The 26,054-nt window shown below is 66.4% G+C and carries 25 protein-coding genes; 8 read left to right on the top strand and 17 right to left on the bottom strand.

From position 1 onward, the window contains the following. The first annotated feature begins 3 nt into the window (after window positions 1-3). The 5 genes from ACSFB7_RS05805 to ACSFB7_RS05825 are packed head-to-tail and all read left to right on the top strand — an operon-like array spanning window position 4 to window position 5,694. Entirely contained in the window at window positions 4-924 is a 921-nt protein-coding gene (locus tag ACSFB7_RS05805) for an AAA family ATPase (RefSeq protein WP_435467917.1), read from the top strand. Further along, a complete protein-coding gene (locus ACSFB7_RS05810; protein WP_435467919.1) occupies window positions 921-1,898 on the top strand; it encodes a DUF58 domain-containing protein in 978 nt (325 codons plus the stop codon). Before ACSFB7_RS05805 ends, ACSFB7_RS05810 begins: the two co-directional genes overlap by 4 nt. Continuing rightward, window positions 1,892-3,916 (top strand): transglutaminase TgpA family protein, encoded by a 2,025-nt coding sequence (locus ACSFB7_RS05815; RefSeq protein WP_435467921.1) that lies wholly within the window; start codon window positions 1,892-1,894, stop codon window positions 3,914-3,916. The genes ACSFB7_RS05810 and ACSFB7_RS05815 overlap by 7 nt, the downstream gene beginning before the upstream one ends. A gap of 54 nt (window positions 3,917-3,970) precedes the next feature. Further along, window positions 3,971-5,068 (top strand): lytic murein transglycosylase B, encoded by a 1,098-nt coding sequence (gene mltB / locus ACSFB7_RS05820; protein ID WP_435467923.1) that lies wholly within the window; start codon window positions 3,971-3,973, stop codon window positions 5,066-5,068. 5 nt (window positions 5,069-5,073) lie between these two features. Further along, window positions 5,074-5,694 carry an HD domain-containing protein gene (locus ACSFB7_RS05825; protein ID WP_435467925.1) on the top strand — a complete coding sequence of 207 codons (621 nt, stop codon included), beginning with the start codon at window positions 5,074-5,076 and terminating at the stop codon, window positions 5,692-5,694. A 3-nt stretch (window positions 5,695-5,697) separates the two neighbouring features. On the opposite strand, the gene ACSFB7_RS05830 is transcribed toward ACSFB7_RS05825, so the two are convergent. From ACSFB7_RS05830 to ACSFB7_RS05870, 9 genes are all read right to left on the bottom strand, one after another. Next, window positions 5,698-6,201, bottom strand: coding sequence for a hypothetical protein (locus ACSFB7_RS05830; RefSeq protein ID WP_435467927.1), 504 nt, complete (start codon window positions 6,199-6,201; stop codon window positions 5,698-5,700). Beyond that, window positions 6,198-7,271, bottom strand: coding sequence for a beta-ketoacyl synthase N-terminal-like domain-containing protein (locus tag ACSFB7_RS05835; RefSeq protein ID WP_435467929.1), 1,074 nt, complete (start codon window positions 7,269-7,271; stop codon window positions 6,198-6,200). Before ACSFB7_RS05835 ends, ACSFB7_RS05830 begins: the two co-directional genes overlap by 4 nt. Next, the gene (locus tag ACSFB7_RS05840) at window positions 7,268-7,540 is read right to left on the bottom strand and encodes an acyl carrier protein (protein ID WP_435467931.1); all 273 of its coding nucleotides are present in this window, start codon (window positions 7,538-7,540) and stop codon (window positions 7,268-7,270) included. Before ACSFB7_RS05840 ends, ACSFB7_RS05835 begins: the two co-directional genes overlap by 4 nt. Beyond that, the gene (locus ACSFB7_RS05845) at window positions 7,537-8,697 is read right to left on the bottom strand and encodes an ABC transporter permease (protein WP_435467933.1); all 1,161 of its coding nucleotides are present in this window, start codon (window positions 8,695-8,697) and stop codon (window positions 7,537-7,539) included. The genes ACSFB7_RS05840 and ACSFB7_RS05845 overlap by 4 nt, the downstream gene beginning before the upstream one ends. A gap of 16 nt (window positions 8,698-8,713) precedes the next feature. Next, window positions 8,714-9,622, bottom strand: a complete 909-nt coding sequence (locus ACSFB7_RS05850; RefSeq protein WP_435467935.1) for an ABC transporter ATP-binding protein — start codon at window positions 9,620-9,622, stop codon at window positions 8,714-8,716. A gap of 336 nt (window positions 9,623-9,958) precedes the next feature. Next, on the bottom strand, window positions 9,959-10,939 hold the full coding sequence (gene darH, locus ACSFB7_RS05855) for a BtrH-related acyltransferase DarH (RefSeq protein ID WP_435467937.1): 981 nt from the start codon (window positions 10,937-10,939) through the stop codon (window positions 9,959-9,961). Beyond that, complete coding sequence (locus tag ACSFB7_RS05860) at window positions 10,936-11,331, bottom strand: DarG family dialkylresorcinol biosynthesis protein (protein ID WP_435467939.1); 396 nt, start codon at window positions 11,329-11,331, stop codon at window positions 10,936-10,938. Before ACSFB7_RS05860 ends, darH begins: the two co-directional genes overlap by 4 nt. A 2-nt stretch (window positions 11,332-11,333) precedes the next feature. After that, entirely contained in the window at window positions 11,334-12,470 is a 1,137-nt protein-coding gene (locus ACSFB7_RS05865; protein ID WP_435467941.1) for a beta-ketoacyl-ACP synthase III, read from the bottom strand. After that, entirely contained in the window at window positions 12,460-13,458 is a 999-nt protein-coding gene (locus ACSFB7_RS05870; protein ID WP_475545393.1) for a dialkylrecorsinol condensing enzyme, read from the bottom strand. The genes ACSFB7_RS05865 and ACSFB7_RS05870 overlap by 11 nt, the downstream gene beginning before the upstream one ends. A gap of 128 nt (window positions 13,459-13,586) precedes the next feature. Here ACSFB7_RS05870 and ACSFB7_RS05875 point away from each other — a divergent pair, with 128 nt between their 5' ends. Continuing rightward, the gene (locus ACSFB7_RS05875; protein ID WP_435467945.1) at window positions 13,587-14,339 is read left to right on the top strand and encodes a tetratricopeptide repeat protein; all 753 of its coding nucleotides are present in this window, start codon (window positions 13,587-13,589) and stop codon (window positions 14,337-14,339) included. 19 nt (window positions 14,340-14,358) lie between these two features. Here ACSFB7_RS05875 and ACSFB7_RS05880 read toward each other — a convergent pair whose 3' ends face one another. From ACSFB7_RS05880 to glpD, 8 genes are all read right to left on the bottom strand, one after another. Beyond that, a complete protein-coding gene (locus tag ACSFB7_RS05880) occupies window positions 14,359-15,066 on the bottom strand; it encodes a hypothetical protein (protein WP_435467946.1) in 708 nt (235 codons plus the stop codon). A 194-nt stretch (window positions 15,067-15,260) separates the two neighbouring features. Continuing rightward, the gene (locus ACSFB7_RS05885; RefSeq protein ID WP_435467948.1) at window positions 15,261-16,991 is read right to left on the bottom strand and encodes an ABC transporter substrate-binding protein; all 1,731 of its coding nucleotides are present in this window, start codon (window positions 16,989-16,991) and stop codon (window positions 15,261-15,263) included. A 91-nt stretch (window positions 16,992-17,082) separates the two neighbouring features. Then, on the bottom strand, window positions 17,083-17,391 hold the full coding sequence (locus ACSFB7_RS05890; RefSeq protein WP_435467950.1) for a DUF2160 domain-containing protein: 309 nt from the start codon (window positions 17,389-17,391) through the stop codon (window positions 17,083-17,085). Window positions 17,392-17,406: 15 nt separating this feature from the next. Beyond that, window positions 17,407-18,219, bottom strand: coding sequence for a carbohydrate ABC transporter permease (locus ACSFB7_RS05895; RefSeq protein ID WP_435467952.1), 813 nt, complete (start codon window positions 18,217-18,219; stop codon window positions 17,407-17,409). Window positions 18,220-18,291: 72 nt separating this feature from the next. Further along, entirely contained in the window at window positions 18,292-19,182 is an 891-nt protein-coding gene (locus ACSFB7_RS05900; RefSeq protein ID WP_435467954.1) for a carbohydrate ABC transporter permease, read from the bottom strand. Between the two features lie 148 nt (window positions 19,183-19,330). Beyond that, the gene (locus tag ACSFB7_RS05905; protein ID WP_435467956.1) at window positions 19,331-20,401 is read right to left on the bottom strand and encodes an ABC transporter ATP-binding protein; all 1,071 of its coding nucleotides are present in this window, start codon (window positions 20,399-20,401) and stop codon (window positions 19,331-19,333) included. A 2-nt stretch (window positions 20,402-20,403) separates the two neighbouring features. Then, window positions 20,404-21,477: an ABC transporter ATP-binding protein gene (locus ACSFB7_RS05910; RefSeq protein ID WP_435467958.1), complete on the bottom strand. Its 1,074-nt coding sequence runs from the start codon at window positions 21,475-21,477 to the stop codon at window positions 20,404-20,406. A 25-nt stretch (window positions 21,478-21,502) separates the two neighbouring features. Then, the gene (gene glpD / locus ACSFB7_RS05915) at window positions 21,503-23,164 is read right to left on the bottom strand and encodes a glycerol-3-phosphate dehydrogenase (protein WP_435467960.1); all 1,662 of its coding nucleotides are present in this window, start codon (window positions 23,162-23,164) and stop codon (window positions 21,503-21,505) included. Window positions 23,165-23,286: 122 nt separating this feature from the next. Between glpD and ACSFB7_RS05920 the strand changes: the two genes are divergently transcribed. Then, complete coding sequence (locus ACSFB7_RS05920) at window positions 23,287-24,054, top strand: DeoR/GlpR family DNA-binding transcription regulator (RefSeq protein WP_435467962.1); 768 nt, start codon at window positions 23,287-23,289, stop codon at window positions 24,052-24,054. Between the two features lie 397 nt (window positions 24,055-24,451). Beyond that, window positions 24,452-25,945, top strand: a complete 1,494-nt coding sequence (glpK, locus tag ACSFB7_RS05925) for a glycerol kinase GlpK (RefSeq protein ID WP_435467964.1) — start codon at window positions 24,452-24,454, stop codon at window positions 25,943-25,945. Window positions 25,946-26,054 lie beyond the last annotated feature (109 nt).

Genomic DNA, 26,054 nt, shown 5'->3' on the forward strand with positions numbered 1-26,054 from the left:
AATATGGACGTTGCTGCGAAGCTAGCCACTTTGCTGAGTCAGCTTAACACGGTGATCGTGGGCAAAGAGGCGCAGGTGCGCGACTGTGTAGCCTGCCTGCTGGCGGGTGGACACCTGCTGATCGAGGACGTTCCGGGGGTCGGCAAGACCACCCTCGCCCATGCGCTGTCGCACACCTTCGGTTTACATTTTTCGCGGGTGCAGTTCACGGCCGACCTGATGCCGGGCGACCTGTCGGGCGTGGCGATCTACGACCGCGGGCAGCAGGCCTTCGTATTCCACCCCGGGCCGATCTTTGCCCAGGTGCTGCTGGCCGACGAAATCAACCGCGCCAGCCCCAAGACCCAGAGCGCGCTGCTCGAAGCGATGGAAGAAAAGCAGGTCACCATCGAAGGCGAGACGCGCCCGCTGCCCACGCCCTTCTTCGTGATCGCCACGCAGAACCCGCAGGACCAGCTCGGCACCTTCGCGTTGCCCGAATCCCAGCTCGACCGCTTCCTGATGCGGATCTCGCTCGGCTACCCCGACCGCGCCGCCGAGCGCCAGTTGCTCTCGGGCATCGACCGCCGCGAAATGCTGGCCGGCCTGCCCGCCCTGCTGACGGCCGGCGAGCTGATGGCCATTCAGCAGCGCGTGCAGCAGGTGCATGCGGCCGAGCCGCTGCTCAATTACGTGCAGGACCTGATCGCGGCCACGCGTTCGGGCCGCTGGTTTTTGCAAGGCCTGTCGCCGCGCGCCGGCATTGCCGTGCTGCGCGCCGCCAAGGCGCAGGCACTGCTGGCCAACCGCAACTACGTCGCGCCCGACGACGTGCAGGCCGTGCTGCCGCAGACGATCGCGCACCGCCTCACGCCCGTGGGCGATGCCGGCCGGGGCGCCGTCGAGCAGGTGCGCGCGATGATCGCGGCCGTGCCCTTGCCGTGAGCCGTGCAGGCGCTCTCCGCTCGCGCATCGACGGCTGGTTCCTGTCGCGGCGTCCGCCCTCGGACACGCTGGAGTTGACGCAGCGCAACGTCTACATCGTGCCCACGCGCGCCGGCTGGACGCTGGCCGCCACCCTGCTCGTGCTGCTGGTCGCCTCGATCAACTACCAGCTCAACCTGGGCTACCTGCTCACATTCCTTCTGGCCGGCAGCGTGGCCGTGGGCATGCATGTGTGCCACGGCACGCTGCGCGGCCTGGCCATGCACATGGTGCCGCCCGACGCGCACTACGCAGGCGCCGCAGCCGTCTTCCGGGTGGTGCTGCACAACGCGCGGCGCAGCGTGCGCTACGGCATCGGCATGGCCGTGCGCGGCAGCGGGCAATGGGCCTGGACCGATGTGCCGGCCGAAGGCACGTCCACCGTCGAGATCGCGTTCCGGCCCGAGCGACGCGGCCTGCACCCCGTGCCGCCGCTGACAGCCGAGACCCGCTTTCCGCTCGGCACCTTCCGTGTGTGGACCGTGTGGCGGCCAGCGGCGCAGATGCTGGTCTACCCCGCACCAGAGGCGCATCCACCGCCCTTGCCACCGGGCGAGCCGCTGTCGGGGCCGGCGGCGCTGTCCGCCGCACAGCGCGCGCACGGGGCCGGTGAATATGACGGCGTTCGCGCCTACCGGCGCGGCGATCCGCTGAAGCTGGTGGTCTGGAAGAAGGCCGCGCGGGCACAGGCGACCGGCTCGGAAGACCTCGTCAGCCGCGACACGCAACAGACGCAACGCGAAGAGCTGTGGCTCGACGCGCAGGTCACCGGGCTGGCGGATGGCGAAGCACGGATTTCGCGGCTCTGTGCCTGGGTGCTGATGGCCGACCGGTTGGGCGTGGACTATGGCGTGCGCGTGGCAGGCCGGGTCGTGAAGCCTTCGCAAGGGGAAGCGCACCGAAGGGCTTGCCTGGAGGCGCTGGCGCTATGTTGAAGAAGCTCCTGCAACAGCTCGCGGCCCTCCCCAGGGATGCCAGGGACACGCTCTTCCTGCTGGCCGTCATCGCGCTGATCGTTCTTCCGCAGGCAGAAAACCTGCCCTGGTGGTGCACGGCCATCACCGCCATGGTCCTGCTCTGGCGCGGCAGCCTCGCGGTGCAGGCGCGCCCGCTGCCCAGCAGATGGTGGCGGGTCGCCCTGCTCGCGCTGACGCTCGCAGCCACCTACGCCACCCACCGCACGCTGCTGGGCCGCGATGCCGGCGTCACGCTCGTCGTCATCCTGCTGGCCCTCAAGACGCTGGAGCTGCGCGCCAGAAGAGACGCCTTCGTCATCTTCTTCCTGGGCTTCTTCGCGATGCTTACGAACTTCTTCTATTCGCAGTCGCTGCTGACCGCTTTCACCATGCTGCTCGCGCTGCTCGGCCTGCTCACCGCGCTGGTCAACGCGCACATGCCGGTAGGCCGCCCCCCGCTGATGCAGGCCGCGCGCACCGCCGGATGGATGGCCCTGGCCGGCGCGCCGATCATGCTCGCGCTGTTTCTCTTGTTCCCGCGCTTCGCGCCGCTCTGGGGCACGCCCAGCGACGCCATGGCCGGCCGCACGGGGCTGTCGAACACCATGCGCGTCGGCACCATCGCCGAACTCGCGCTCGACGACAGCATCGCCGCACGCGTGAAGTTCGAAGACAACCGCGCGCCGCCGCAAAGCCAGCTCTACTTTCGCGGCCCGGTGCTCGCGCAGTTCGACGGCCGCGAGTGGACCGCCCTGCCCTCGTGGATGCGCGGCGCCCAGTGGTCCTCCAACCTGCGCGTGAGCGGCGAGCCGGTCCGCTACGAAGTCACCCTCGAGGCCAACAACCGCCCCTGGCTGCTGACACTCGATGCCGCGCTGCGTGCGCCCGAAGCGGCGGGTATCGAGGTCACGGGCACACCCGATCTGCAATGGTTCGCGAACCGGCCGATCAACGACCTGGTCCGCTACAAGGCCGAGAGCTACACGCAGTTCCGGAGCGGCCCGATCAAGCGCACCGGTGGCCAGTTGCAGGCCTACCTGTCGCTGCCGCCCGGCACCAACCCGCGCACCGCCGCGCTGGCCGCCGAGATGCGCAACGACCCGGCGCTGCACGAGGCCACCATGCAGGCCTTCGTGCAGGCGGCGCTGAAACGCCTGCGCACCGGCGGCTATACCTACACGTTGGAGCCGGGCGTCTATGGCAACGACACGGCCGACGAGTTCTGGTTCGACCGCAAGGAAGGCTTCTGCGAGCACATCGCCTCGGCCTTCGTCGTGCTGATGCGCAACCTGCAGATACCGGCGCGCATCGTGACCGGCTACCAGGGCGGCGAACTCAACAGCGTCGACAAGTACTGGATCGTTCGCCAGAGCGATGCGCATGCCTGGGCTGAAGTCTGGCAAGAAGGCGCGGGCTGGGTGCGCGTCGACCCGACCGCGTCGGTGGCACCGGGCCGCATCGGGCAGATGCAGCGGCTGGTGCAGCAACCGGGCCTGTTCGCCGGCGTCATCGGCGCGATGAGCCCCACGCTCGCGCAGAACATCCGCGCCGCGTGGGAGGCTGTGAACAACGGCTGGAACCAGTGGGTGCTCAACTACACGCAGAGCCGGCAGCTCAACCTGTTGAAGAACATCGGCTTCGAAGCCCCCAGCCTCGAAGACCTGGCCTATGTGCTGCTCTACCTGCTGATCGGCGCCAGCCTTGCCGGCGCGGCCTGGACGCTGTGGGAGCGCAGCCGGCACGACCCGTGGCTGCGCCTGCTGGGCCAGGCGCGCGCACGCCTGGCCAAGTCGGGCCTGCGGCTGCCCGAGACAACCCCGCCTCGCCAGATGGCGCAAGAGGCCGATGCCCGCTTCGGCCCCGCCGCGCAAGCCGTTCGCGACTGGCTGCTGAAGCTCGAAGCCCAGCGCTATGCCAAGGCCACGCCAGAGACACTCTCGGCCTTGCGCCGCGAGTTCCGCCGCCTCAGCTGGCCTGCCGCAAACCCGCGCGGCTGAAACCACATGTGTCTCTGAAGAGAGGCCGCGCACACGAACGGCACAATCAGGCCCATGCGATTTTTTCTCTCCACGCCGTCCCGCTCTCTCGCGGCAGTCGCCCTTCTCGCCGCCTGCTGCGCTTGGTCCACAGCGGCTGTAGCCCAGAAGTCCTCCAATGGCCGCGTGGCGAGCAATGCCGTGCGCGGCACCATCCCCTACGCCACGCGCGACGACGCGATGCGCTTCGCCGACGAAGTGGCCGAGCGCCGCGGCCTCGACCGCGACTGGGTGCGCGCCACCATCGGCAACGCGCGCTTTCTGCCGAATGTGCCGCGCCTCATGCTGCCGGGCCCGGTCGGCACGGTGAAGAACTGGCAGACCTACCGCAGCCGCTTCATCGACCCGGTGCGCATCGCGGCCGGCGTGCGCTTCTGGCGCGCCAATGCCGACACGCTGGCACGGGCCGAGCAGGTGTATGGCGTGCCGGCGGAAATCATCGTCGGCATCATCGGCGTGGAAACGATCTACGGCCGCAACATGGGCAACTTCCGCGTGATCGACGCGCTGGCCACGCTGTCCTTCGACTTCCCGCAGGGCCATCCGCGCGCGGCCGAGCGCGAGGCCTTCTTTCGCGGCGAACTCGAAAGCTTCCTGAGCACCGAGAGCCGCACCTCCGACGACCCGCTCACACCGCTGGGCAGCTACGCCGGCGCCATGGGCATGCCGCAGTTCATGCCCAGCAGCATCGCCAAGTACGCGGTCGACTTCGACGGCGACAGCCGCATCGATCTCGTCAACAACCCGGCCGACGTGATCGGCTCGGTCGCCAACTACTTCAAGGCCTTCGGCTGGAAGCCGGGCATGCCCGCGATCTACCCGGTGCACTTCGACGAAGCGCGGCTGCAGAAGGCGCTGCTGCTGGCGCCCGACATCCTGCCGACCTTCAGCGCCGACAGCTTCGTGGCCGCGGGCGCGGTGCCCGAGGGCGACGGCATCCGGCACAAGGGCCTGCTCGCGCTGGTCGAGCTGCAGAACGGCGCCGACGCACCGCCGACCTACGTGGCTGGTACGCGCAACTTCTACGTCATCACGCGCTACAACTGGAGCAGCTACTACGCGATGTCGGTCCTTGACCTCGGGCAAGAGGTCAAGGCCGCGATGGAACAGTAAGCGCCATGACGCCCGAGGCGCTGCACGCAAACTGGACCGAGGCCTGGCAGGCGCTCGGCGTCGCGTCCCCCGGCGATGCGCTGTGCACCGAGCTGCAACAGCGCTACAGCGAGCCGCAGCGCCACTATCACACGATGCAGCACCTGGGCGAGTGCCTCGCGTGGTTCGAGCGCGAGAAGGCCAATGCCGAGCGCCCCGGCGAAGTGGCACTCGCGCTCTGGTTCCACGATGCCATCTACGACGTGCACGCACACGACAACGAAGCGCGCAGTGCCGACTGGGCGCATCGCGCCTTGACCGATGCGGGCGCGAACGAAGCAACCGCCGCACGCGTGCACGCCCTCGTCATGGCCACGCGCCACGACGCGGTGCCCGAAGGCCGCGATGCGGAACTGCTGATCGACATCGACCTGTCGATCCTCGGCGCCGACCGCGCGCGCTTCGACGAATACGAACGCCAGGTGCATGCCGAGTACGCCTTCGTGCCCGAAGACGTGCGCCTGCCGCGCCGCCGCGCGATCCTTCAGCGCTTTCTGGATCGCAAGGCCATCTACGCCACGCCACGCATGCATGCGCAGCTCGAAGCGCAGGCACGGCTCAATCTGCAGCGCTCCATCGCGGGCTGAAGCTCAGGCGGGCACCAGCCGCCACCATTCGGAGCGCGGCAACTCGCCATTGCGCTCTTCTTCCACGATGCCGAACAGCAGGCCGCTGTTCGACGCGCCCAGCTTCGACAACTGCAACAGGCGCTGCGGATCGCGGCACAGCATGAAGCTCGCATCGCCCTGCCATTCGAGGCAACGGCCCACCTCGGCCAGCATCAACGCGGGCTGACTCTGCATGAAGGTGAACGGCATCGGCAGGCCCGCGTCGAGCTGCGCCAGCCCCGCGTGCGTGGCACCCCAGGCACCGCGCAGGCTGGCCACGCGCAAGCGCGCGTCGATGGGCAAGGCGGCCTCGCCTGCCGCATCGAGACAGCAGCGCGCGCCATACATCGCAAGCTCGGTCCACAGGCCGACACGGCGCGGGCGGCGGCCGATGCGCCTTGCCAGATCGTCACGCCAGTCCGCAGTCGGCGGATGCGCTACGAAATGCGCGACGGTGCGCCAGTTGGTTGCGGTGCCGGTGGTCATGCGTTGTCGCAATCCCTTAGCACCAGCGAGGCATGTCCGCCGCCAAAGCCGACCACATCGAGCAGGATGTTGCGCAGCGCCCGCGGTGGCTGTTCGCTCAACGTGATGCCCAGTGCCTCATCCAACGGATAGTCGATCGTCGGCCAGACGCCGCCTTCGATGCAGCCCACCAACAGGGCCAGTTCCGCCGCCCCCGCCGCGCCGAGCGTGTGCCCGATCGCCGCCTTGAGCGACACCAGCGGCGGCAGCGGATCGAATACCTGCTTCAGCGCCTCCACCTCGATCGCATCGTTGATGGGGCTGCCCGCAGCCTGCACCTTGATGAGGTCGACGTCTTCAGGCCGCAACCCACTTTGCGCCAACGCGCCACGGCACATCGCATGCATCGCGCTGGCTTCCGTGCCCGAAGGGTTGCGCCCGTCGACCACGTTGGCGCCACCCGCAAGCAGCCAGCGCGCCGGCTTTGCACGCAGGCGCAGGGCCGCCACGGCCTCGCCCAGCACCAGCCCCTTGCGCCCGGCGCCGAAAGGCTGCGCGCTGTCGGACGCCAGCAGTTGCATTGCGCCGAAACCGGCGACCGTGAAACGGTTGTCGGCTTCGACGCCGATCACCAGTGCTTCGTCTGCATCGCCGCTACGAATGAGATCGCAAGCCGCCAGCACAGCGTTGAGCGCCGAGGTGCAGGCCGTCGAGACGGTGAACACCGGCCCCTGCCAATCGATCGCGGCCGCCACGACCTCGGCAAAGTCCTGCAGGTCGCCGCCAAGCCGCAGGTCTTGCACGGCGTGCTCCATGAAGCCGATGTCGAGCGAGGACGAGGCCACGAACAGCGGCGCGCCGCGGGCACCCCATTCGCCGGTCTGCGCGACCACGCTGCGCAGGGTGTTGCGCAGCCGCTGTGTCCAATCGCCCTCTTGTGCCGGCAGTGTGTAGACCGGCCAATGAATGCCCTCGGCGACAAGCACCGACGTGGGCGGCACGCCGCCGCGCCGCAGCGCATCGAGTGCGCTCGGCATGTCGCGGCCCAGCACACAGGCCAGGCCCACGCCGGCCAGGTAGACATCGCTCATGCCTTGCCCGCTTGCGCGAGGTGTTCGGCCAGATGGGCGATGGACGTCATGGCCCGGCGCGTTTCCTTGCTGTCGGGCATGCGCACGCCGAAGCGCTGCTGGATCGTCATCGACACCTGCAGCGCATCGAGCGAATCGAGGTCCAGCCGGGCCTCGGGCCCGAACAACGGCTCGTCGTCGGCAAGGCCACCGGGCGGCGCCTCTTTCTCGACAGCTTCGAGCACCATCGTCTTGAGGCTGGCAATGAACTCGGCGGAAACGGTGCTCATGAAGAAGTGCGCCTGCGAAACAGAAAGACAGCCAAAAGGAACATCAGCGCCGCGAACACGACCAGCCGGCCGATCTGCGGCAGCGCATCGGCCACGCCGCCGCCACGCAGCAGCACGGTCAGCAGGGCTTCGAGCCCCCAGTTCATCGGCGAGACCTCGACCAGCCGCTGCATGAAGCCCGGCATGACGAACTTCGGCACCATGATGCCGCCCGCCGCGGCCATCAGCACATTGACCATCGGCCCGATGGTCGCGGCCTGTGCGTGCGTGCGCACCGCGCAGGCCAGCACCAGTGACAGGCTCACCGCCGCCAGGCTCACGGCCGCGAGCGACAGCAGCAGCGCGCCCCAATGAATGCCCACTAGCGACAGCGCATCGCCACCGATCAGCGGCATGAACCAGATGCCCGCCGCCAGCATCAGCACCGCCTGCAGCGCGTTCACGCCCAGGTAAGGCAGCGCCTTCGAGGCCAGCAGCATGAAGCGCGACACGCCCAGGCTCTGCAGCCGCCCCAGCGCGCCCGAACTGCGTTCCTGCACGAACAGGCTGGACAGCGAAGCCACCACGAAGAACATGCCGAAGACCAGCCACGCCGGCACGTTCTGCTGCACCGAGGTCGGCCGTGGTCCGGTGGTGGAAAAGCGCTCGGCATGCACCATCGCCTGGATGGACGCATCGGGCGCGGGACCGGCCGTGCCGGGCACTGCCAATGCAAGCCGCGCCTTGAGTTCACCCGAAGCGCCGATGAGTTCGGCGCGCAGCGCGTTGAACAGGTTCGCATCGATGCCCGGCTCTGTCAGCAACTGGATGCGCGCCTCGGTCGACAGCGCCGCCGATTCCAGCTCTTGCGACAGGCCCGGCTCCATCACGATCACGTACTTGAGCGAGCCGTTGCGCAGCCGCGCCTGCCAGTCGGTGCCCAGCGGTTGCGGTGCGCCGTGGTTGCGCTGCCAGAGCTGCTGCAGCCACTTGGCGGGCGTGGCGGTGTCGCGCATGTCGATCGCGTAGCTCAGCTCGGCCAGCGGCGGACGGTAGATGTCCTTGAGCGTGAGCGACATCAGCACGATGAAGACCATCGGCATCAGGAACAGCGCCGCCAGCCCGTGCATGTCGCGCACGAGGGCGAGCAGTTCTTTCTTGATGAGCGCGAAGAGCATGTGCGTGTGGGATCGGTCAGTCGCGCAGCGAGCGGTGGGTGAGCGCCATGAAGAGCTGCTCCAGGTCATGCCGGCCGAACTCGGCGTGTCGCACCGCGATGCCTTCGGCTTCGAGCTTGGCCAGCACCGGGCCGGGCCCGATGCCTTCGTTCAGGTGAATGCGCCAGTGCACGCCGCCCTGCTCCACTGTGCCAAAGCGCGAGATCATTTCCACGCTGAGCCCGTCGGCGGCCAGCGTGAGCAGCATCGCGCTCTTGGACAGCAGTTCGTCGAGCGAGCCTTCGCGCAGCACGCGGCCACGGTCGAGAATGGCCACGCGATCGGCGATGGCCTCGATTTCTTCCATGTAGTGCGAGGCATAGATCACCGCCGCACCCGCCTGCGCAAGGCTCTTGATGGCATCGAGGATGAACGCGCGCGACTGCGGATCGACGCCCACGGTGGGCTCGTCGAACAGCATCAGCTCGGGTTCGGGCAGCAAGGCGATGGCGAGATTGAGCCGTCGCTTGAGGCCGCCAGACAGCCGCTCCGCGCGTACGTCCGCGAACTGTTCCAACTGCGAAAAGTGCGTGCAGGTTTCGATGCGCGCTTTCTTCCGTGCGCCCGACAGGCCGCCAGCCGCTGCAAAGCACGCGAGGTTTTCGGCCACGGTGAGCATCGGATAGAAAGCCTGGTCCTGCGGTGCCACCGCGATGCGTGTGGGCGTCTTCGCGCGCACTTGCTTCAGCGGTTGGCCGTCGATACTGATCTCACCCGACTGCACCGCGAGCGCACCCGACAGATGCGAGATCAGCGTGGTCTTGCCGGCGCCGTTGGGGCCAAGCAGGCCCAGCACGCAGCCCTTCGGTACCGTCAGCGACACCTCGGCCAGTGCGGCTGCATCGGCGTGTGGATAGCGGTAGCTGAGGTTCTTCAGCTCTAGCATCGGGGCGCCATTCGGTTGCTGTTCTGGGCGCTGCTGTTTCGGGGCTTGTGCGAATGACACCAGGTGCTCCCCTCCGCGAATGTCCCCCGCTTCGCTCCTCCTTTATTTCGCTGCGGGGAGCACCTGGTGTCATTCGCACAGGGACACGCGGCTGGTGAACCGCTGATCAACGACCGCTCTGTCCAGCGCTCGCGCCGATACGGGGCTCTTTTTCGCGAAATAAAGGAGGAGCGAAGCGGGGTACATTCGCGAAAAAGAGCACCGTGTCGGCGTGAGTGTCGCCCTGAACAACGCACGTCAAACACAACGCGACGAACGAAACAACAGGACGCCATCTCAGGCAACAGCAGCCTTGAGATCACGGAAAAAGCTTTCTTCCTGCTGCGCCTGCTCGCGCAACTTCGCGGCCAGCGCAGCAGGGTCAACCGCCTCGCGCCCCTTCACCATGCGCGCCGCCTTCAACGCAAAGGCACGCCAGCCGTCGCCAATCGCAGTGAGCCGGTCAGACATCTGCAGCAGTTGCGGCTTGTCGAGCAGTTGCGCTGCTTCCTGCAGGAAGCCCGCGTAGATGAAGCGAAAGCCAGCGCCGCCCGTGCCGATCTCTTCCTGCATGCGGACCAGATGGCCGATGAAGTCGACGCTGCGCGGGTCGGTGGCCGACAGGCGCTGCATCCGGTTGGCCAAGGTGCGCATGCCGCGCACGCCGACGATGGGAATGGGTGCGAGCATGTTGCGCACCGTCTTGCGGATGGCCTTGGTCACCGAGGCCGCATCGACCGCCTTGCGTTCGATGGCCTGCGGGTAATACATGAGGCCCTTCGGCGCGAGCACGCCCTTGGCGAAGCGGGCGCGCGAGAGGTCGCTGCTCGGGCAACGCACCGGCTCTTCGAACACCGGGTCGCTGATCAGGTAGTCGTCGCCGTCCTTGCCGTACACCAGCAGGTTGTGCGCGTTGAAGTGAAAGCGCATGTTCGGCGGAAAGTACGGCAGCCAGTAGACCGAGGTCTGCAGGCCGACGATCTTCCCGCTTGCCAACAACGCATCGAGGCGCTGTTGTCCGGCTTCGGGGCTGCGGAAGGTCTCGAAGCTGAAGCGGGCGGCCATCGGCGCCAGCAGGCCCTTGATGATCGCCTTGGGCGGCATGCGATACGAAATGAGCGGCAGGCCCGACAGCTTGATGAATGGCAGGTACGCAAACGACAACGCCGACGACAAGCCCAGCGCCATGCTCTCGGTCATCGGCGCGCCGTGGTGGCGCATCAGGCTGGAAATGACGCCGCTCTCGCAGTGCGCCGCCTGTTGGTGTTGGAAGTTCACGGCAGGCCTTGCAAGGTGGAAACGGGCAGGCCCAATGCGTCGCCGTAGCGCGCGAGTTGGACCTGCGACAGTGCGGCGAAGTGGCGCGGCTGCAGATGACGACGCACGCGCCATTGCCAGAAGCCGCTGGTCTGCGACAGCAGCGCCACGTCCATGCGGCGCTCGTACATCCAGTATTCGAGTGGCGAGGCGACGCCGGCTTTCACGCGCTGCTTCGCGGCTTGCGCTTGTTCGACGAGCACATCGACTGCGTGGCTGGTCACGATCTCTTCCGCCTCCCAGCCGCGCGACGTGGTGGTGACGACGCGGCCCTGCGCGTCGCGCGCGTACATCAGCTTGGAATGGCCGTCGAGGGTTGCATTGCCCTCTTGCGGAACTGCATCGATGTCCATGGCTACACCGCCTCCATGTAGATGAAACCGCTGGAGAAGCGGCCGCTTTCGGGCACGAACATCAGCAGCTTCTGGCCCCGCTGGATGCGGCCCGAACGGAACAGCTCGTCGAGCATGATGTAAGGCGATGCCGACCCTGTGTTGCCCTTGCTCGCGAGGTTGCTGAACCAGCGCTCGCGCGGAATGTGCAGCCCCAGCGATTCGAGGCACTGGCTCACCGGCTCGACAAAATAGTGTGATGAGAGATGCGGCAAGAACCAGTCGATGTCCTTCGACTTCAACCCACGCCGTTCGATCACGGCCGCAAGCGGCTCGCCCAGCGTGGCGCGCACGATGTTCTCGTTGAGCAGGCGCACGTCCTGCTTGACGGCAAAGGTCGATTCGCGCTGCCAGTCCGAAGGCGCGAAGCGCGCCCAACCGTCGAGTCCGCCTTCGGCATTCTTTTCGGCACCTGCGTACATGCACACCGGCAGTTCGTGCGCGGCAGACGACAGATCGATCCATTCAACGCGCAGCGACAGCGGCCCGCGCGGCTCGCGCTCCAGCAGCACGGCGCCGGCACCATCGGACAGCATCCAGCGCAAAAAATCTTTCTCGAAAGCCAACTCGGGCCGCGCCTCTAGCGCTTCGAGCTTGTGTTCGAGTTCTGCTTCGAAGTTGGCGCCGCGCATCACGGCCGATGCCAGTTCGGAACCGGTGGCGACCGCGCGCCGCGCATCGCCCGCGCGCACCGACAGCCACGCGTGCTTGAACGCGGCGGTGCCGGCCAGGCAGATGCCCGCGCAAGCCACCACTTCGAGCCGGGGCCAGCCGAGTTCGCCGTGCACCATCACCGCGTGGTTGGGCATGAGCTGGTCGGGCAATGAGGTGCCGGTGGCCAGGCAATCGACCGGGCCGATGTCGTCGCCCAGCGCGCGAATGGCCGACGCGGTGAGCTGCGCATTGGTCATGGCCAGTTGGCCGGTGGCGCGGTCGATGGCGTAGTGGCGCGACTGGATGCCGTTGCTGCGAAGAATCAACCGCCGTGCACGCGAGGCCTTGCCGCCGATGCGGCCCAGGACGTCTTCGATCTCTTCATTGCTGACCGGGGCAAAGGGCAGGAAGGCGGCAGTGCGGGTCAGGAAGACATCAGTCGTCATAGAGGTGGGAGCGGTCCGTGGCAGAGCCCGACGGGCACTCGAATTGGGCTGTCATTTTAGTCAGCCACCCTCTGAGAAAAGGTCTAAAGATCGCCTGAAGCGTCAGGCTGACCGGAACCACCGTCACGATCAGTACCAGCAAAAAGAGCACGTACAGCAGCAACAGCGGTTTGCGCGGCCACGCGCCGGGCCCGCCGGCCGCCATGATGAGCTTGCCCCACAGGTAGAAGCTGCGGGTGCCGGCCTTCTCGCTGATCAACAGTCGCGCATTGGCCTGCACCGCGCCCAGGCCGGCCAGCAGCGGCTGCGTGCCGCGCTCCAGACTGTTGTGCAGCGCATCACGCAGCGCACGGCCGAAACGGCCGGTACTGCGGATTTGTCCGGTACTGAGCCCTGCATCGGGCATGCCCCAGAAACCGCGCTTGCGGCCCCAGATCAGCCAGGCCGGCGTGGTGAAGAAGGTGGCGAGCGTGGGGCCGGGGTCGGTCAGCACCACGTTGTCGATCAGCCGTGCGCCCACGTCGTCGAGCATGCCCTTGAGTTTTTCATGGGCCAGCAGCCACATGTTGCGGCAGGCGATGACCGTCACCACCGGCTTGCCCTTGAGCAGGCGCGCCGCCACGGGGTGCTTCAGAAAGGCGGTGACGGGCTGCGACGGCGCAAGAAACCACACCTGGTAGGGCAGGATGACGAGATCGAAGTCTTCTTCGCCCGTGAGCGACAGCGGCGCCAGCGGCGGCGGCTTCATGTGGGCCGATTCCGGAAAAGCGTCGAAGAAGGTCAGGAAGGGCCACGGGAAAGGAAAGGGCTTGTGCAGCCGCAGCGTTTCCTCGTGCACGTGGATCGACGGGTCGGCGCGCAGCGGCGCGACGATCTGCTCTGCCACGCTGCCAAGCTGGCCCGACTGCGAGTAGTGAATGACCAGGACACGCTTGGCGCGCGGGGCGCTGTCGGCGGAGGCGGAAGGGCTGGGGGAGCTTGAAATCACGTGCGGTGGCGGTTCGAGGGCCGTCGAATGTAAGCCAAGCTTTCCAACAGCGCATCTGCCATTGGTCATGTCGTCGCATCAATCAGACGGTCGACATCCGCCGGCCGGCGCACGAAACGCTACATTCGGTGGCCCGCCTCACACCGATGTCCACCACGCCACCCGCCTCCGTCGAACAACTGCTCGAGCTTGCGATCCGTCTTGTGAACGCAGGCGATGCGTCGCGTGCGCGACAGCTTTGCGAGCATGCGAAGGCCACGCAGGCGCCCCACCCCGCCGTGCTTCAGTTGCTGGCCCGCCTGCAAATGGAAGCGGGCGACCTTGCGATGGCGCAGGCGTCCATCACCGAAAGCCTTGCGCTGCGCGCCGACCACGGCCCCTCGCTGCTGGTGGCGGGTGATGTGGCGCGGGCCAGTGGTGACTTTGCGCAAGCTCTGCGACATCACGAGCGCGCGGTGGCGCTGCTGCCCGGACGCGAGCAGACACTGCACGCACTGGGCCTGACGCTCAGGGCTACTGGCCGATGGACCGATGCCGCACAGGCGCTGCGGCATGTCACCGCGCTGGCGCCCACGCATGCTGCGGCATGGTTCGAGCTGTCGCTGGTGTTGCAGGACCTGCGCGACTTCGACGGCGCGGCCGATGCGCTGCGGCAGGTGCTTCGTGTCTCGCCGCCACGCGCCGAGGTGGAAGTCAACCTGGGCATCGTGCTGCAGGAAGCCGGCCGGATGGATGAAGCGATGCAGGCCTATGGCCGCGCCTGGCGCCTGCACGAGAACACCTTCGGGCGCATCGCGCATGCGCTCTCGACGGCACCCAATGGGCGCCTGTGGCTCGACCTGGACGATCTGCGCGCGGCGCTGCGGGCCACGGCGGGCTGACTGAACGCGCGCCCGGCTTTCAGCCCGCGCCGCGCTTGCTGCGAAACGACTTCCGGTAGACGCCCGGCCCGGCCATGATCTTTTCGGCGAGTTGCTCGTAGCCCTTCACCTGCGCCGCGTTCATGGGTTCGCAAGACAAGGCGAGCGGCTCGCGTGGCACCGGATAGCACTGCGCCACCGGCGTGCCGCGCGCAAGCACGCCCTTGAACTCAGGATCGATCCAGACCGCAGGGAAGTTGATGCCGACCTCGTTGAAGCGGTCCGCATCGACCAGCCCCGTGACCAGCCTGAACGGCAGGTCGTCGCGGTTGATGGGGTGAACGGCCATGAGCGACCAGCCCTCGTCGATCTCCACCGTCCAGAAGCTGTTGAACTTGATGGCCGAGCGCATGCCATGCGCCAGCGGCGAACCGGCGATCTGCTCGGGCACGTGGAAGCTCAGCGGTGCGCGTGGATGGCCGGGCACGGACAGCGCGGGCAGCGGCCAGTCCCAACTGAACTGCCCCGCCTCGACGCTCACGTCGCAGGGCAGCAGGAACATGAAGCCGTGCGTCATCGCATCGACGAACGGCGGGCATTGCTTGACGGTGCGAATGCTGCGCTGGTGCACCGGCGAAGGCGCCCTGGGTGCCATCCGGCGCAGCCAGTCGGGCAGCGCGGCCTTGGCCGGCACCGGGCGCGGCAGCAGGTCGAACAGCGCGGGGTCGCAACGGAATTGGATGTTCATGGGGCAGCGGAAAAAAGCCAGGGAGTCCGCGCCATTGTCTTTGCTCCTTCCCCCTTTGGGGGAAGGTTGGGATGGGGGCAAGCGGCGTTAAGCAGGCCGGCGGCAATCGATACGCCGCCGTGCCCCCACCCCAGCCCTCCCCCAGAGGGGGAGGGAGAAAGAAAGAAAAAAGGAAGGCGCGAGCCTTCCTTTTCTTACCTGACGCGGCCTTCCTTCCAGGCGGTCAGCAGCTTGTCGTAAGCCACCGTCTCACCCTTCGGCTTCTCGTTGGCCAGCTTCTTCCACGGTGCGTGGTCGCTGCTCAGCCACTTGTTCGGATCGCCCTTGGCATTGAGCTTGGGCGCGCAGTTGGCCATGCCCGCGCGTTGCAGGCGGCCCATCACGTCGTCCATCTCGTTGGCCAGGTTGTCCATGGCAGCCTGCGGTGTCTTCTCGCCGGTCACGGCCACGGCCACGTTCTTCCACCAGAGCTGCGCGAGCTTGGGGTAGTCGGGCACGTTGTTGCCGGTCGGCGTCCACGCCACGCGCGCGGGGCTGCGGTAAAACTCGATCAGGCCGCCGTACTTGGCTGCGTTCTTCGTGAAGTAGTCCGAACGGATGTCGCTGTCGCGAATGAAGGTGAGACCCACGATCGACTTCTTCAGCGAGGTCGTCTTCGAAGTCACGAACTGCGCATACAGCCACGCAGCAGCCGCACGGTCAGGGTCGTTGGACTTCAGGAAGGTCCAGGAACCCACGTCCTGGTAGCCGTTCTGCATGCCGTCTTTCCAGTACGGGCCATGCGGGCCGGGTGCCATGCGCCACTTCGGCGTACCGTCGGCATTCACCACCGGCAGGCCCTGCTTGATCATGTCGGCGGTGAAGGCCGTGTACCAGAACACCTGCTGCGCGATCTGCCCTTGCGCGGGCACCGGGCCCGACTCGCCGAAGGTCATGCCCATGGCTTCCTTGGGCGCGTACTTCTTCATCCAGTCGATGTACTTCGTGAGCGCATAGACCGCAGCCGGCGAGTTGGTCGCACCGCCGCGCGACACGGCCGCGCCCACGGGCGTGCACTTGTCGTCGGCCACGCGGATGCCCCATTCGTCGATCGGCAGGCCGTTGGGAATGCCCTTGTCGGCGGCACCGGCCATCGACAGCCATGCGTCGGTGAAGCGCCAGCCCAGCGACGGGTCTTTCTTGCCGTAGTCCATGTGGCCATAGATCGGCTTGCCGTCGATGGTCTTCACGTCTTCGCTGAAGAAGGCGGCGATGTCTTCATAGGCCGACCAGTTGATCGGCACGCCCAGGTCGTAGCCGTACTTGGCCTTGAACTTGTCCTGCAGGTCCTTGCGCGCGAACAGGTCGGCGCGGAACCAGTACAGGTTGGCGAACTGCTGGTCGGGCAGCTGGTACATCTTCTTGTCGGGCGCCGTGGTGAAGCTGGTGCCGATGAAATCCTTCAGGTCGAGGCCGGGGTTGGTGTAGTCCTTCCACGCGCCCGTCATCTGGTCGGTCAGCGCCAATGCGGTGCCGTAGCGGTAGTGCGTGCCGATGTGGTCGGAGTCGTTGATCCAGCCGTCGTAGATCGACTTGCCCGATTGCATCGAGGTCTGCAGCTTCTCGACCACGTCACCCTCCTGGATGATGTCGTGCTTGACCTTGATGCCGGTGATTTCCTCGAAGGCCTTGGCCAGCGTCTTCGATTCGTACTCGTGCACGGTCAGCGTTTCCGACACGACCGCGATTTCCTTCACCCCCTTGCCCTGCAGCTTCTTGGCCGCTTCCATGAACCACTTCATTTCCTCCATCTGCTTGTCTTTCGACAAGGTCGATGGCTGGAATTCGGTGTCAATCCATTTTTTGGCTTCGGCCTCGCCAGCCCAAGCGCCGTGCGTGGCGAACATCGCCGCCGCCAGTGCCAGTGCCGTGTAGCGCATCTTCATGACTGTGTCTCCTCGGTTGGTGCTTCCCCGGTGTGTCTGATCGCGGCTCCGGGGAGGCGGAGAGCCGGACGCCTGTCGAAAACCGGTGGGGTCAGCCCTTGCGCATCACCAGAGCAAGGACTGCCATCGAAATCACGAAGCTGATCCAGATCGAAGGCTCGACCTCCAGGCTCATCCATTCCTGGAGCTTGCCGGCCAGCCCGATAAAGGCCAGGTTGATATAGGCGGCGGCCAGCAGGCCGATGAAGAGCCGGTCGCCGCGCGTGGTTTCGATCGGCAGCCAGCCGCGCCGCATCGTGGTGGGCGACTTGATCTCCCACACGGTCATGCCGACCAGCATCAGCGCGATGCAGGTGAAGAACACGGCCACCGGGGTGGTCCATACCATCCAGTTGAACATTCGGTGCTCCTTGACTTAAACGCGACCCATCGCGAAACCCTTGGCGATGTAGTGGCGGACAAACCAGATGACGATGGCGCCAGGCACGATGGTCAGCACGCCAGCCGCGGCCAGCGTGGCCCAGTCCATGCCCGACGCGCTCACGGTGCGCGTCATCGTGGCCACGATGGGCTTGGCGTTCACGCTGGTGAGCGTGCGCGCCAGCAGCAGCTCGACCCAGCTGAACATGAAGCAGAAGAACGCCGCCACACCCACGCCGGCCTTGATGAGCGGCAGGAAGATGGTGACGAAGAAGCGCGGGAACGAGTAGCCGTCGATGTAGGCCGTCTCGTCGATCTCGCGCGGGATGCCGCTCATGAAGCCTTCGAGAATCCACACCGCGAGCGGCACGTTGAACAGCAGGTGCGCCAGCGCCACGCCCAGGTGGGTGTCCATCAGGCCGACGGTGGTGTAGAGCTGGAAGAACGGCAGCAGGAACACCGCGGGCGGCGTCATGCGGTTGGTGAGCAACCAGAAGAACACATGCTTGTCGCCCAGGAACGAGTAGCGCGAGAACGCATAGGCGGCAGGCAGCGCCACGGTGAGCGAAATCACCGTGTTGATCGCCACGTAGATCAGGCTGTTGATGTAGCCCGAGTACCACGACTCGTCGGTGAAGATGCGCGCGTAGTTGGCCCAGGTCAGGTGCTGCGGGAAGAACGAGAAATGCGAAAGGATTTCCTCGTTCGTCTTGAAGCTCATGTTGATCATCCAGTAGATGGGCAACAGGGCGAACAGGATGTACAGCACCAGGAAGATGCTGCGCTTGTGGAAGCGTTTTTCAGTCATGTTGACTCCCTTGGCGCTGCGCGCCGTCCCCCCGAGGGGGAGCATCCGCCTTGAGGCGGCTCGGCGACGGATTCATTGTTCTTTCTCCACTTCTTGCGTACCGACCCGCTGCATCCAGTTGTAGAGGATGAAGCACAGCAGCAGGATGATCAGGAAATAGATCAGCGAGAACGCAGCCGCCGGCCCCAGGTCGAACTGCCCCACGGCCTTCTGCGTGAGGTACTGGCTCAAGAAGGTGGTGGCATTGCCAGGACCGCCGCCCGTCAGCACGAAGGGCTCGGTGTAGATCATGAAGCTGTCCATGAAGCGCAACAGCACCGCGATCATCAGCACGCCGCGCATCTTGGGCAACTGGATGTAGCGGAACACCGCGAACTTGCTGGCGCCGTCGATGCGCGCGGCCTGGTAGTAGGCATCGGGTATCGAGCGCAGGCCCGCATAGCAGAGCAAGGCCACCAGCGGCGTCCAGTGCCACACGTCCATCACCAGCACCGTGAGCCATGCATGGGTGGCGTTGCCGGTGTAGTTGTAGTCGATGCCCAGGGTCTGCAGCGCATGGCCCAGCAGGCCGATGTCGGCGCGGCCGTAGATCTGCCAGATGGTGCCGACCACGTTCCATGGAATCAGCAAAGAGAGCGCCACCACCACCAGCACCGCCGACGACTTCCAGCCCTTGGCCGGCATCGACAGCGCAAGCATGATGCCCAGCGGAATCTCGACCAGCAGCACCGAGAACGAGAAGCCGAGTTGGCGCAGCAGCGCTTCGTGCAGTTCGTCGTCGCGCATCACCGAGGCGAACCATTCGGTGCCCACGAACACGCGGCGGTCGGGCGAGATGATGTCCTGCACCGAATAGTTGACCACCGTCATCAGCGGCACGATGGCCGAGAAGGCGACGCAGATCAGCACGGGCAGCACCAGCCACCATGCTTTTTGGTTGATGGGTTTGTTGGTTGCGTTCATGGTGTTGCTCCTTCCCCCTTTGGGGGAAGGTTGGGATGGGGGCGGGCAGAGCGCGCGATGGATGCGCCGCTTGCCCCCACCCCGGCCCTCCCCCGGGAGGGGAGGGAGAAAGACAGGAAGAGCGCCGGGCAGGTAGCGATCGAAATGCTCATGCCACCAGTTCCTCATTGAAGTAGTAGCAGGTGTGCGTGTCCAGCACGCGCAGCCACACGGTGTCGCCCACCGCCGGCGGCTGTTCGTCCGAATGCAGCCGCACCTTGATGACGCTGCCGTCCGCTTCAGCACTCAGCATCGCGTGCGTGCCGACGTCCTGCACCTGCTTGACCACCGCCGGCACGGCACCGGCGGCTCCGGCGTTCGACAGGCGCAGGTACTCGGGGCGAATGCCGATCTTCAGCGGGCCTTGCGGCAGGTCGCGCGTCGGCACCAGCGGCGTGCCTGCCACTTCGAGCGCACCGTTCGTGCTGTTGGCCGACAGGAAGTTCATGCCCGGCGAACCGATGAAATGACCGACGAAGGTATGGGCCGGCCGTTCGAACAGCGCTTCGGCACTGCCCACCTGCACCGCCTTGCCGCGCGTCATGACCACCACCTCTTCGGCGAAGGTGAGCGCCTCGACCTGGTCGTGCGTGACGTAGATCAGCGTGAGCTTCAGTTCGCGGTGGATCTGCTTGAGCTTGCGGCGCAGTTGCCACTTCAGGTGCGGGTCGATCACCGTCAGCGGCTCGTCGAACAGCACGGCCGACACGTCGCTGCGCACCAGCCCGCGACCCAGCGAAATCTTCTGCTTGGCATCGGCCGCAAGGCCCGCCGCGCGCTGGTTGAGCTGGCCGCTCATGTCGAGCATTTCGGCGATCTCGCCCACGCGCTTCTTGATCTGGTCTTCGGGCACCTTGCGGTTGCGCAGCGGAAACGCAAGGTTCTCGGCCACCGTCATGGTGTCGTAGATCACCGGGAACTGGAACACCTGCGCGATGTTGCGTTCTTGCGGCGTGGCACGCGTCATGTCGCGGCCGTCGAACTTCACCGTGCCCTGCGAAGGCACGAGCAGGCCCGAGATGATGTTGAGCATGGTCGTCTTGCCGCAGCCCGAGGGGCCGAGCAAGGCGTAGGCGCCGCCGTCGCGAAAGCTCATCTGCAGCGGCAGCAAGGCGTAGTCGCTGTCCTGCGTGGGGTTGGCGCGGTAGGCGTGGGCCAGGTCGAGGTCGATGCGTGCCATGACTAGTCTCCTTTGCGCCATGCCGGCGCGCGCGCCAGCTTTTCGCTGGCATCGAACACATAGGCCTGCGCCGCGCTGAAGTACAGCGTGATCGCGGCGCCCAGCTCGAAGCGGTGCACACCGGTGAGCTGGGCCACCAGTTCGCCGACCGCCGTTTCGACGTGCACGAAGGTGTCGGAGCCCGAGATTTCGGCCAGCTCCACCTTTCCGGGCAGGGCGATGTCGCCCTCCCCCGCGCCGACATTGAGCGCACTCGCGCGCAAGCCGACAGTGACCGCGCCCGACACAGCTTCGGGCAAGGCCAGCGCCAGGGCCGGACCACCGGCCAGTCGCACCTGGCCGGCCGCGGCGGTGGCGGCCAGCAGGTTCATCGGCGGATCGCTGAAGGCGCGCGCCACGCGCAGCGACTGCGGCGCATGGAACACCTCGGCGGTCGGGCCGTACTGCAGCAGTTCGCCGGCGTCCATGACGGCCGTGTAGCCGCCGAGCAGCAGCGCTTCGCCAGGCTCGGTGGTGGCGTAGATCACGGTCGAGTCGCCGGAGGAAAAGAGCTGCGTGAGTTCTTCACGCAGGCCTTCGCGCAGCTTGTAGTCGAGGTTGACCAGCGGCTCGTCGAGCAGCATCAGCGGCGCGTTCTTGGCCAGGGCGCGCGCCAGCGCCACGCGCTGCTGCTGCCCGCCCGACAGCTCGGCCGGCAGGCGGTCGAGGAACATGCCGATGTGCAGCTTGTCGGCCAGCGCCTTCACGCGCGCATCGATGTTCTTTTCGCCGCGCAGCTTGAGCGGCGAGGCGATGTTGTCGAAGACCTTGAGCGAGGGATAGTTGATGAACTGCTGGTAGACCATTGCCACGTTGCGTTCGCGCACGGGCATGCCGGTGACGTCCTTGCCGTCGACCAGCACCTTGCCGGTGGTCGGCGCGTCGAGCCCCGCCATCAGGCGCATCAGGCTGGTCTTGCCGGCCTGCGTCGCGCCCAGCAGCACCGTGACGGCGCCGCTTCGCGGAGCAATGCTCTGCTCGTAGAGCCATGTCTGCGCGCCGACCTTCTTGGTGACGCGCTCCAGAGTCAGTTGCATGGGCCTGCCTCGCCTTTTTTTGGATTCAAGTGTTCTTCGCGTGAGCCTGCAGCCAGATCGCCACCTGCTCGCGTTGTTCGGGCGTGTAGTGCAGCCCCAGCTTCGACCGGCGCCAGAGCACGTCTTCCGCGCTCACCGCCCATTCGTGGTCTTGCAGGAAGCGCAGTTCGCGTTCATGCAGGCCGGGTGCCACTTCGGCGCCCATGTCGGCCATCGATTGCGCATCGCCGATCAGTTCCGCCACGCGGGCGCCGTAGCCACGGGCCAGCCGGCGCGCGAGCCTGGCAGAGAGCCAGGTGTACTTTTCGCGCACGGCCGCCACGAAGCGCTCGAAATCGTCGTCGGGCCTTGTCGCGGCGCCGATCCAGGCCGACAGGTTGCCGCCCGCGAGAAAGGCGCCGTCGGTCCAGGCCGGGCGCTGTGCGGACGACTGGCCCAGCATCTTGCCGACCTCGTCGGCCGCGTCTTCCGCCAGCTTGCGGAAGGTGGTGATCTTGCCGCCCCACACCGACAGCAGCGGCGCGGCGGTGGTGTTCGACTCCAGCATGTAGTCGCGCGTGACGGCGGACGGGTCGCCCGATGCGTCGTCCAGCAGCGGGCGCACGCCCGAGTAGGTCCACACCACGTCGGCCGGCACGATGGGCTTTTCGAAGTAGCGGCTGGCCTGGGTGCAGAGGTAGTCGATCTCTTCCTGTGCAATGCGCGCGGCACCGGGGTCGTCGCCGTTCAGTTCGATGTCGGTGGTGCCGATCAGCGTGAACTCTTCCTGGTAGGGAATGGCGAAGATGATCCGCTTGTCGGGGTTCTGGAAGATGTAGGCATGGTCGTGCTCGAACAGGCGCGGCACCACGATGTGGCTGCCCTTCACGAGCCGCAGGCTCTTGGTGGCCAGCGCCTCGCCCTTGGCCGACTGCGCCACGCCGCGCAGGAACGATTCGGCCCACGGCCCCGCGGCATTGACCACGGCGCGGGCACGCACGGTGCGGTGCGCGCCGTTCGCCGCTTCGAGCGTGGCGACCCAGCCGTCGCTGCCGCGCTGCGCATGCACGCAGCGGGTGCGCGTGAGGATCTCGGCGCCGCGCGCCTGGGCATCCAGCGCATTCAGCACCACGAGCCGTGCGTCGTCGACCCAGCCGTCCGAATAGATGAAGCCGCGCTTGTACTGGTTCTTGAGTGGCTTGCCGGCCGCATGCTGGCGCAGGTCGACGCTGCGCGAACCCGGCAGCACCTCGCGCTTGGCCAGGTGGTCGTACATGAACAGGCCGATGCGGATCATCCAGGCCGGCCGCATCGACGGGTCGTGCGGCATCACGAAGCGCAGCGGCCACATGATGTGCGGCGCGCTCTTGAGCAGCACTTCGCGCTCTTGCAGCGCCTTGCGCACCAGCGAGAACTCGTAGTACTCCAGGTAGCGCAGGCCGCCGTGGATCAGCTTGGTGGAAGAAGAAGAGGTGTGCGAGGCAAGGTCGTCCTTCTCGCACAGCACCACGCGCCAGCCGCGGCCCGCGAGATCGCGTGCGATGCCGCAGCCGTTGATGCCGCCGCCGACGATCAGAACGTCGCAGTCGAAGGCCGAATCGGGCGCTTGAGAGGTGAAATCGCTCACAGGAATAAGGTCCGCAGAAGGGTCCGCAGGAATGTGACTTTCGTCACCAACGGCGGCCATTGTATTTTCGAGTTTTTTCATTTAGGTTCCTTTTAGCGCGATTTTCCTCCGAGTTTTCCCTTAGATGGATTCGTTTTCTTTCGTTTTACAGTGGCCAGCGCTGTACCCTTCCCCGCAGTCTTCCTGCCTTCCACGACGCCCCTGTGAACTCCAACCCGCGCCAGATCAACCTTTTGGACACCGTGCGCACGCGCGGCTCCGTCACCGTCGAGCAGCTCGCCGACATGCTCGGCGTGACCCTGCAGACCGTTCGCCGCGACGTGCAGCGGCTGGCCGACCAGGGGTTGCTGACGCGTTTTCACGGCGGCGTGCGCGTGCCCAGTTCCACCACCGAGAACATCGGCTACCAGCAGCGCGAAACCCTGAACGCCGAAGGCAAGGCGCGCATTGCCCGCCGCGTGGCCGAGCTGGTGCCGAACGACTGTTCGCTGATCCTGAACATCGGCACCACCACCGAGGCCATTGCCAAGGCGCTGCTGCATCACACGGGGCTGCGTGTGATCACGAACAACCTGAATGTGGCGACCATCCTGAGCGGCAACACCTCGTGCGAGGTGATCGTGGCGGGTGGTTCGGTGCGCCCGCGCGACCGCGCGATCGTGGGCGAGGCGACCATCGATTTCATTCGCCAGTTCAAGGTCGACATAGCACTGATCGGCGTGTCGAGCATCGAGGTCGATGGCTCGCTGCGCGACTTCGACCTGCGCGAGGTGAAAGTGGCGCAAACCATCATCGCCCAGGCGCGTGAGGTGTGGCTGGCAGCGGATGCGAGCAAGTTCAACCGGCCGGCGATGATCCAGCTCGGTACGTTGTCGCAGATCGACCGGCTGTTCACTGATGCAGAGCCGCCTGCGCCGTTTGCCGATCTGCTGCACGACGCGCAGGTACGGCTTGAGATTGCGCGCGACTGAATGGGAATGGAACCGTGTTCTTTTGTTCGTCGCGTTGTACGTTTTGAGCGCTGCTGTTCAGGGCGGCACTCACGCCGACACGGTGCTCTTTTTCGCGAATGTCCCCCGCTTCGCTCCTCCTTTATTTCGCGAAAAAGAGCCCCGTATCGACGTGAGCGTTGGACAGAGCGGTTGTTGATCGCGAGATCAATAGCAGCGTGCCCCTGTGCGAATGACACCAGGTGCTCCCCGCAGCGAAATAAAGGAGGAGCGAAGCGGGGGACATTCGCGGAGGGGAGCTCCTGGTGTCATTCGCACTCGCCCCGAATGAACCCGAACCCGATCCCGCCCCGAACAGCAGCGCTCCAAACGACAGCACAAAGAATCGCACGATCAGATTCCGAGGAACATTGACCCCATGACCTACCTGCTCGCCCTCGATCAAGGCACCTCCAGCTCCCGCAGCATCGTGTTCGACCGCGAAGGCCACATCGTCGCCATCGCGCAAAAGGAACTCACCCAGATCTACCCGCAGCCGGGCTGGGTCGAACACGACCCCATGGAAATCTGGCGCAGCCAGCTCGCCACCGCGCGCGAAGTGCTCGTGAAGGCCAAGCTGCAAGCCAGCGACATCCACGCCATCGGCATCACCAACCAGCGCGAGACCACCGTGTTGTGGAACCGCACCACTGGCCAGCCCGTGCACCACGCGATCGTCTGGCAAGACCGCCGCGCCGAGCCGCTGTGCGCGCAACTGCGCGACGAAGGCATGAGTGACACCATCCGCGAGAAGACCGGGCTGGTGATCGACGCGTATTTTTCCGGTACCAAGCTGCGCTGGCTGCTCGACAACGTGCCCGGCGCACGCGCACAGGCCGAGCGCGGCGAACTGGCCTTCGGCACGATCGACAGTTGGCTCATGTGGCAACTCACCGGCGGGAAGGCACATGTGACCGACGTGAGCAATGCCTCGCGCACGATGCTCTTCAACGTGCACAAGAACGAATGGGATGCCGACCTGCTCGCGGCCCTGAAGATCCCCGCCGCGCTGCTGCCCAAGGTGCAGCCCTCGAGTTCGCACTTCGCCGACACCGACGCCGCATTGCTCGGCCGCGCGCTACCCATCGGCGGCGTCGCGGGCGACCAGCAGAGCGCCCTGTTCGGCCAGGCCTGCTTCGAGGCCGGCATGGCCAAGAACACCTACGGCACCGGCTGCTTCCTGCTGATGCACACCGGCGCCGCCTTCCAGCCTTCGCACAACGGCCTGCTGGTGACCAGCGCCGCACAGACCGACACGACGCCGCAGTACGCCATGGAAGGCAGCGTGTTCGTCGGCGGCGCCGTGGTGCAGTGGCTGCGCGACGGCCTGAAAGCTATCAAGGGCAGCGCCGAAGTGCAGTCGCTCGCCGAGAGCGTGCCCGATGCGGGCGGCGTGATGATGGTGCCGGCCTTCACCGGCCTGGGCGCGCCCTACTGGGACGCGGATGCACGCGGCACCATCACCGGCCTGACGCGCGGCACCACCGTCGCGCACATCGCACGCGCCGCCCTCGAAAGCATCGCCTACCAGAGCGCCGCCTTGCTGCAGGCCATGAGCCGCGACGCGGTGGCGGCTGGTGGCAAGCCGGTGGCCGAGCTGCGCGTGGACGGCGGCGCCAGCGTCAACGACCTGCTGATGCAGTTCCAGGCCGACCTGCTGGGCATTCCCGTGGTGCGGCCCGAAGTGATCGAGACCACCGCACTCGGCGCCGCCTACCTCGCGGGACTGTCGACCGGTGTCTACAGCGACGCGCGCCAGTTGTCGAAGCTGTGGAAGATCGAGCGGCGCTTCATGCCCACCATGGGCCGCGCGCAGGCCGAAGAATCGATGGCGCGCTGGGAGCGCGCGGTGCGACAGGCCACCGCCACCTGATCCTTCGACCCATCGATCCCTTGTCCTCAAAGACCCCGCGACCGCCGGGGCACTGGGGCCTTCGGCACATGCAGCGGGGCAAAATCCGGCCGCCCCTACCTGCAGTGCC

The organism is Variovorax raffinosi, assembly GCF_051216615.1.
Taxonomy (GTDB): domain Bacteria; phylum Pseudomonadota; class Gammaproteobacteria; order Burkholderiales; family Burkholderiaceae_C; genus Variovorax.

Bases quoted from the DNA above. Each gene is read 5' to 3' on its own strand.
- ACSFB7_RS05805 (WP_435467917.1), top strand. From the start codon at position 4: ATGGACGTTGCTGCGAAGCTAGCCACTTTGCTGAGTCAGCTTAACACG.
- ACSFB7_RS05815 (WP_435467921.1), top strand. From the start codon at position 1,892: ATGTTGAAGAAGCTCCTGCAACAGCTCGCGGCCCTCCCCAGGGATGCC.
- mltB (WP_435467923.1), top strand. From the start codon at position 3,971: ATGCGATTTTTTCTCTCCACGCCGTCCCGCTCTCTCGCGGCAGTCGCC.
- ACSFB7_RS05825 (WP_435467925.1), top strand. From the start codon at position 5,074: ATGACGCCCGAGGCGCTGCACGCAAACTGGACCGAGGCCTGGCAGGCG.
- ACSFB7_RS05830 (WP_435467927.1), bottom strand. From the start codon at position 6,201: ATGACCACCGGCACCGCAACCAACTGGCGCACCGTCGCGCATTTCGTA.
- ACSFB7_RS05835 (WP_435467929.1), bottom strand. From the start codon at position 7,271: ATGAGCGATGTCTACCTGGCCGGCGTGGGCCTGGCCTGTGTGCTGGGC.
- ACSFB7_RS05840 (WP_435467931.1), bottom strand. From the start codon at position 7,540: ATGAGCACCGTTTCCGCCGAGTTCATTGCCAGCCTCAAGACGATGGTG.
- ACSFB7_RS05845 (WP_435467933.1), bottom strand. From the start codon at position 8,697: ATGCTCTTCGCGCTCATCAAGAAAGAACTGCTCGCCCTCGTGCGCGAC.
- ACSFB7_RS05850 (WP_435467935.1), bottom strand. From the start codon at position 9,622: ATGCTAGAGCTGAAGAACCTCAGCTACCGCTATCCACACGCCGATGCA.
- ACSFB7_RS05860 (WP_435467939.1), bottom strand. From the start codon at position 11,331: ATGGACATCGATGCAGTTCCGCAAGAGGGCAATGCAACCCTCGACGGC.
- ACSFB7_RS05865 (WP_435467941.1), bottom strand. From the start codon at position 12,470: ATGACGACTGATGTCTTCCTGACCCGCACTGCCGCCTTCCTGCCCTTT.
- ACSFB7_RS05880 (WP_435467946.1), bottom strand. From the start codon at position 15,066: ATGAACATCCAATTCCGTTGCGACCCCGCGCTGTTCGACCTGCTGCCG.
- ACSFB7_RS05885 (WP_435467948.1), bottom strand. From the start codon at position 16,991: ATGAAGATGCGCTACACGGCACTGGCACTGGCGGCGGCGATGTTCGCC.
- ACSFB7_RS05890 (WP_435467950.1), bottom strand. From the start codon at position 17,391: ATGTTCAACTGGATGGTATGGACCACCCCGGTGGCCGTGTTCTTCACC.
- ACSFB7_RS05895 (WP_435467952.1), bottom strand. From the start codon at position 18,219: ATGACTGAAAAACGCTTCCACAAGCGCAGCATCTTCCTGGTGCTGTAC.
- ACSFB7_RS05900 (WP_435467954.1), bottom strand. From the start codon at position 19,182: ATGAACGCAACCAACAAACCCATCAACCAAAAAGCATGGTGGCTGGTG.
- ACSFB7_RS05905 (WP_435467956.1), bottom strand. From the start codon at position 20,401: ATGGCACGCATCGACCTCGACCTGGCCCACGCCTACCGCGCCAACCCC.
- ACSFB7_RS05910 (WP_435467958.1), bottom strand. From the start codon at position 21,477: ATGCAACTGACTCTGGAGCGCGTCACCAAGAAGGTCGGCGCGCAGACA.
- glpD (WP_435467960.1), bottom strand. From the start codon at position 23,164: ATGAAAAAACTCGAAAATACAATGGCCGCCGTTGGTGACGAAAGTCAC.
- glpK (WP_435467964.1), top strand. From the start codon at position 24,452: ATGACCTACCTGCTCGCCCTCGATCAAGGCACCTCCAGCTCCCGCAGC.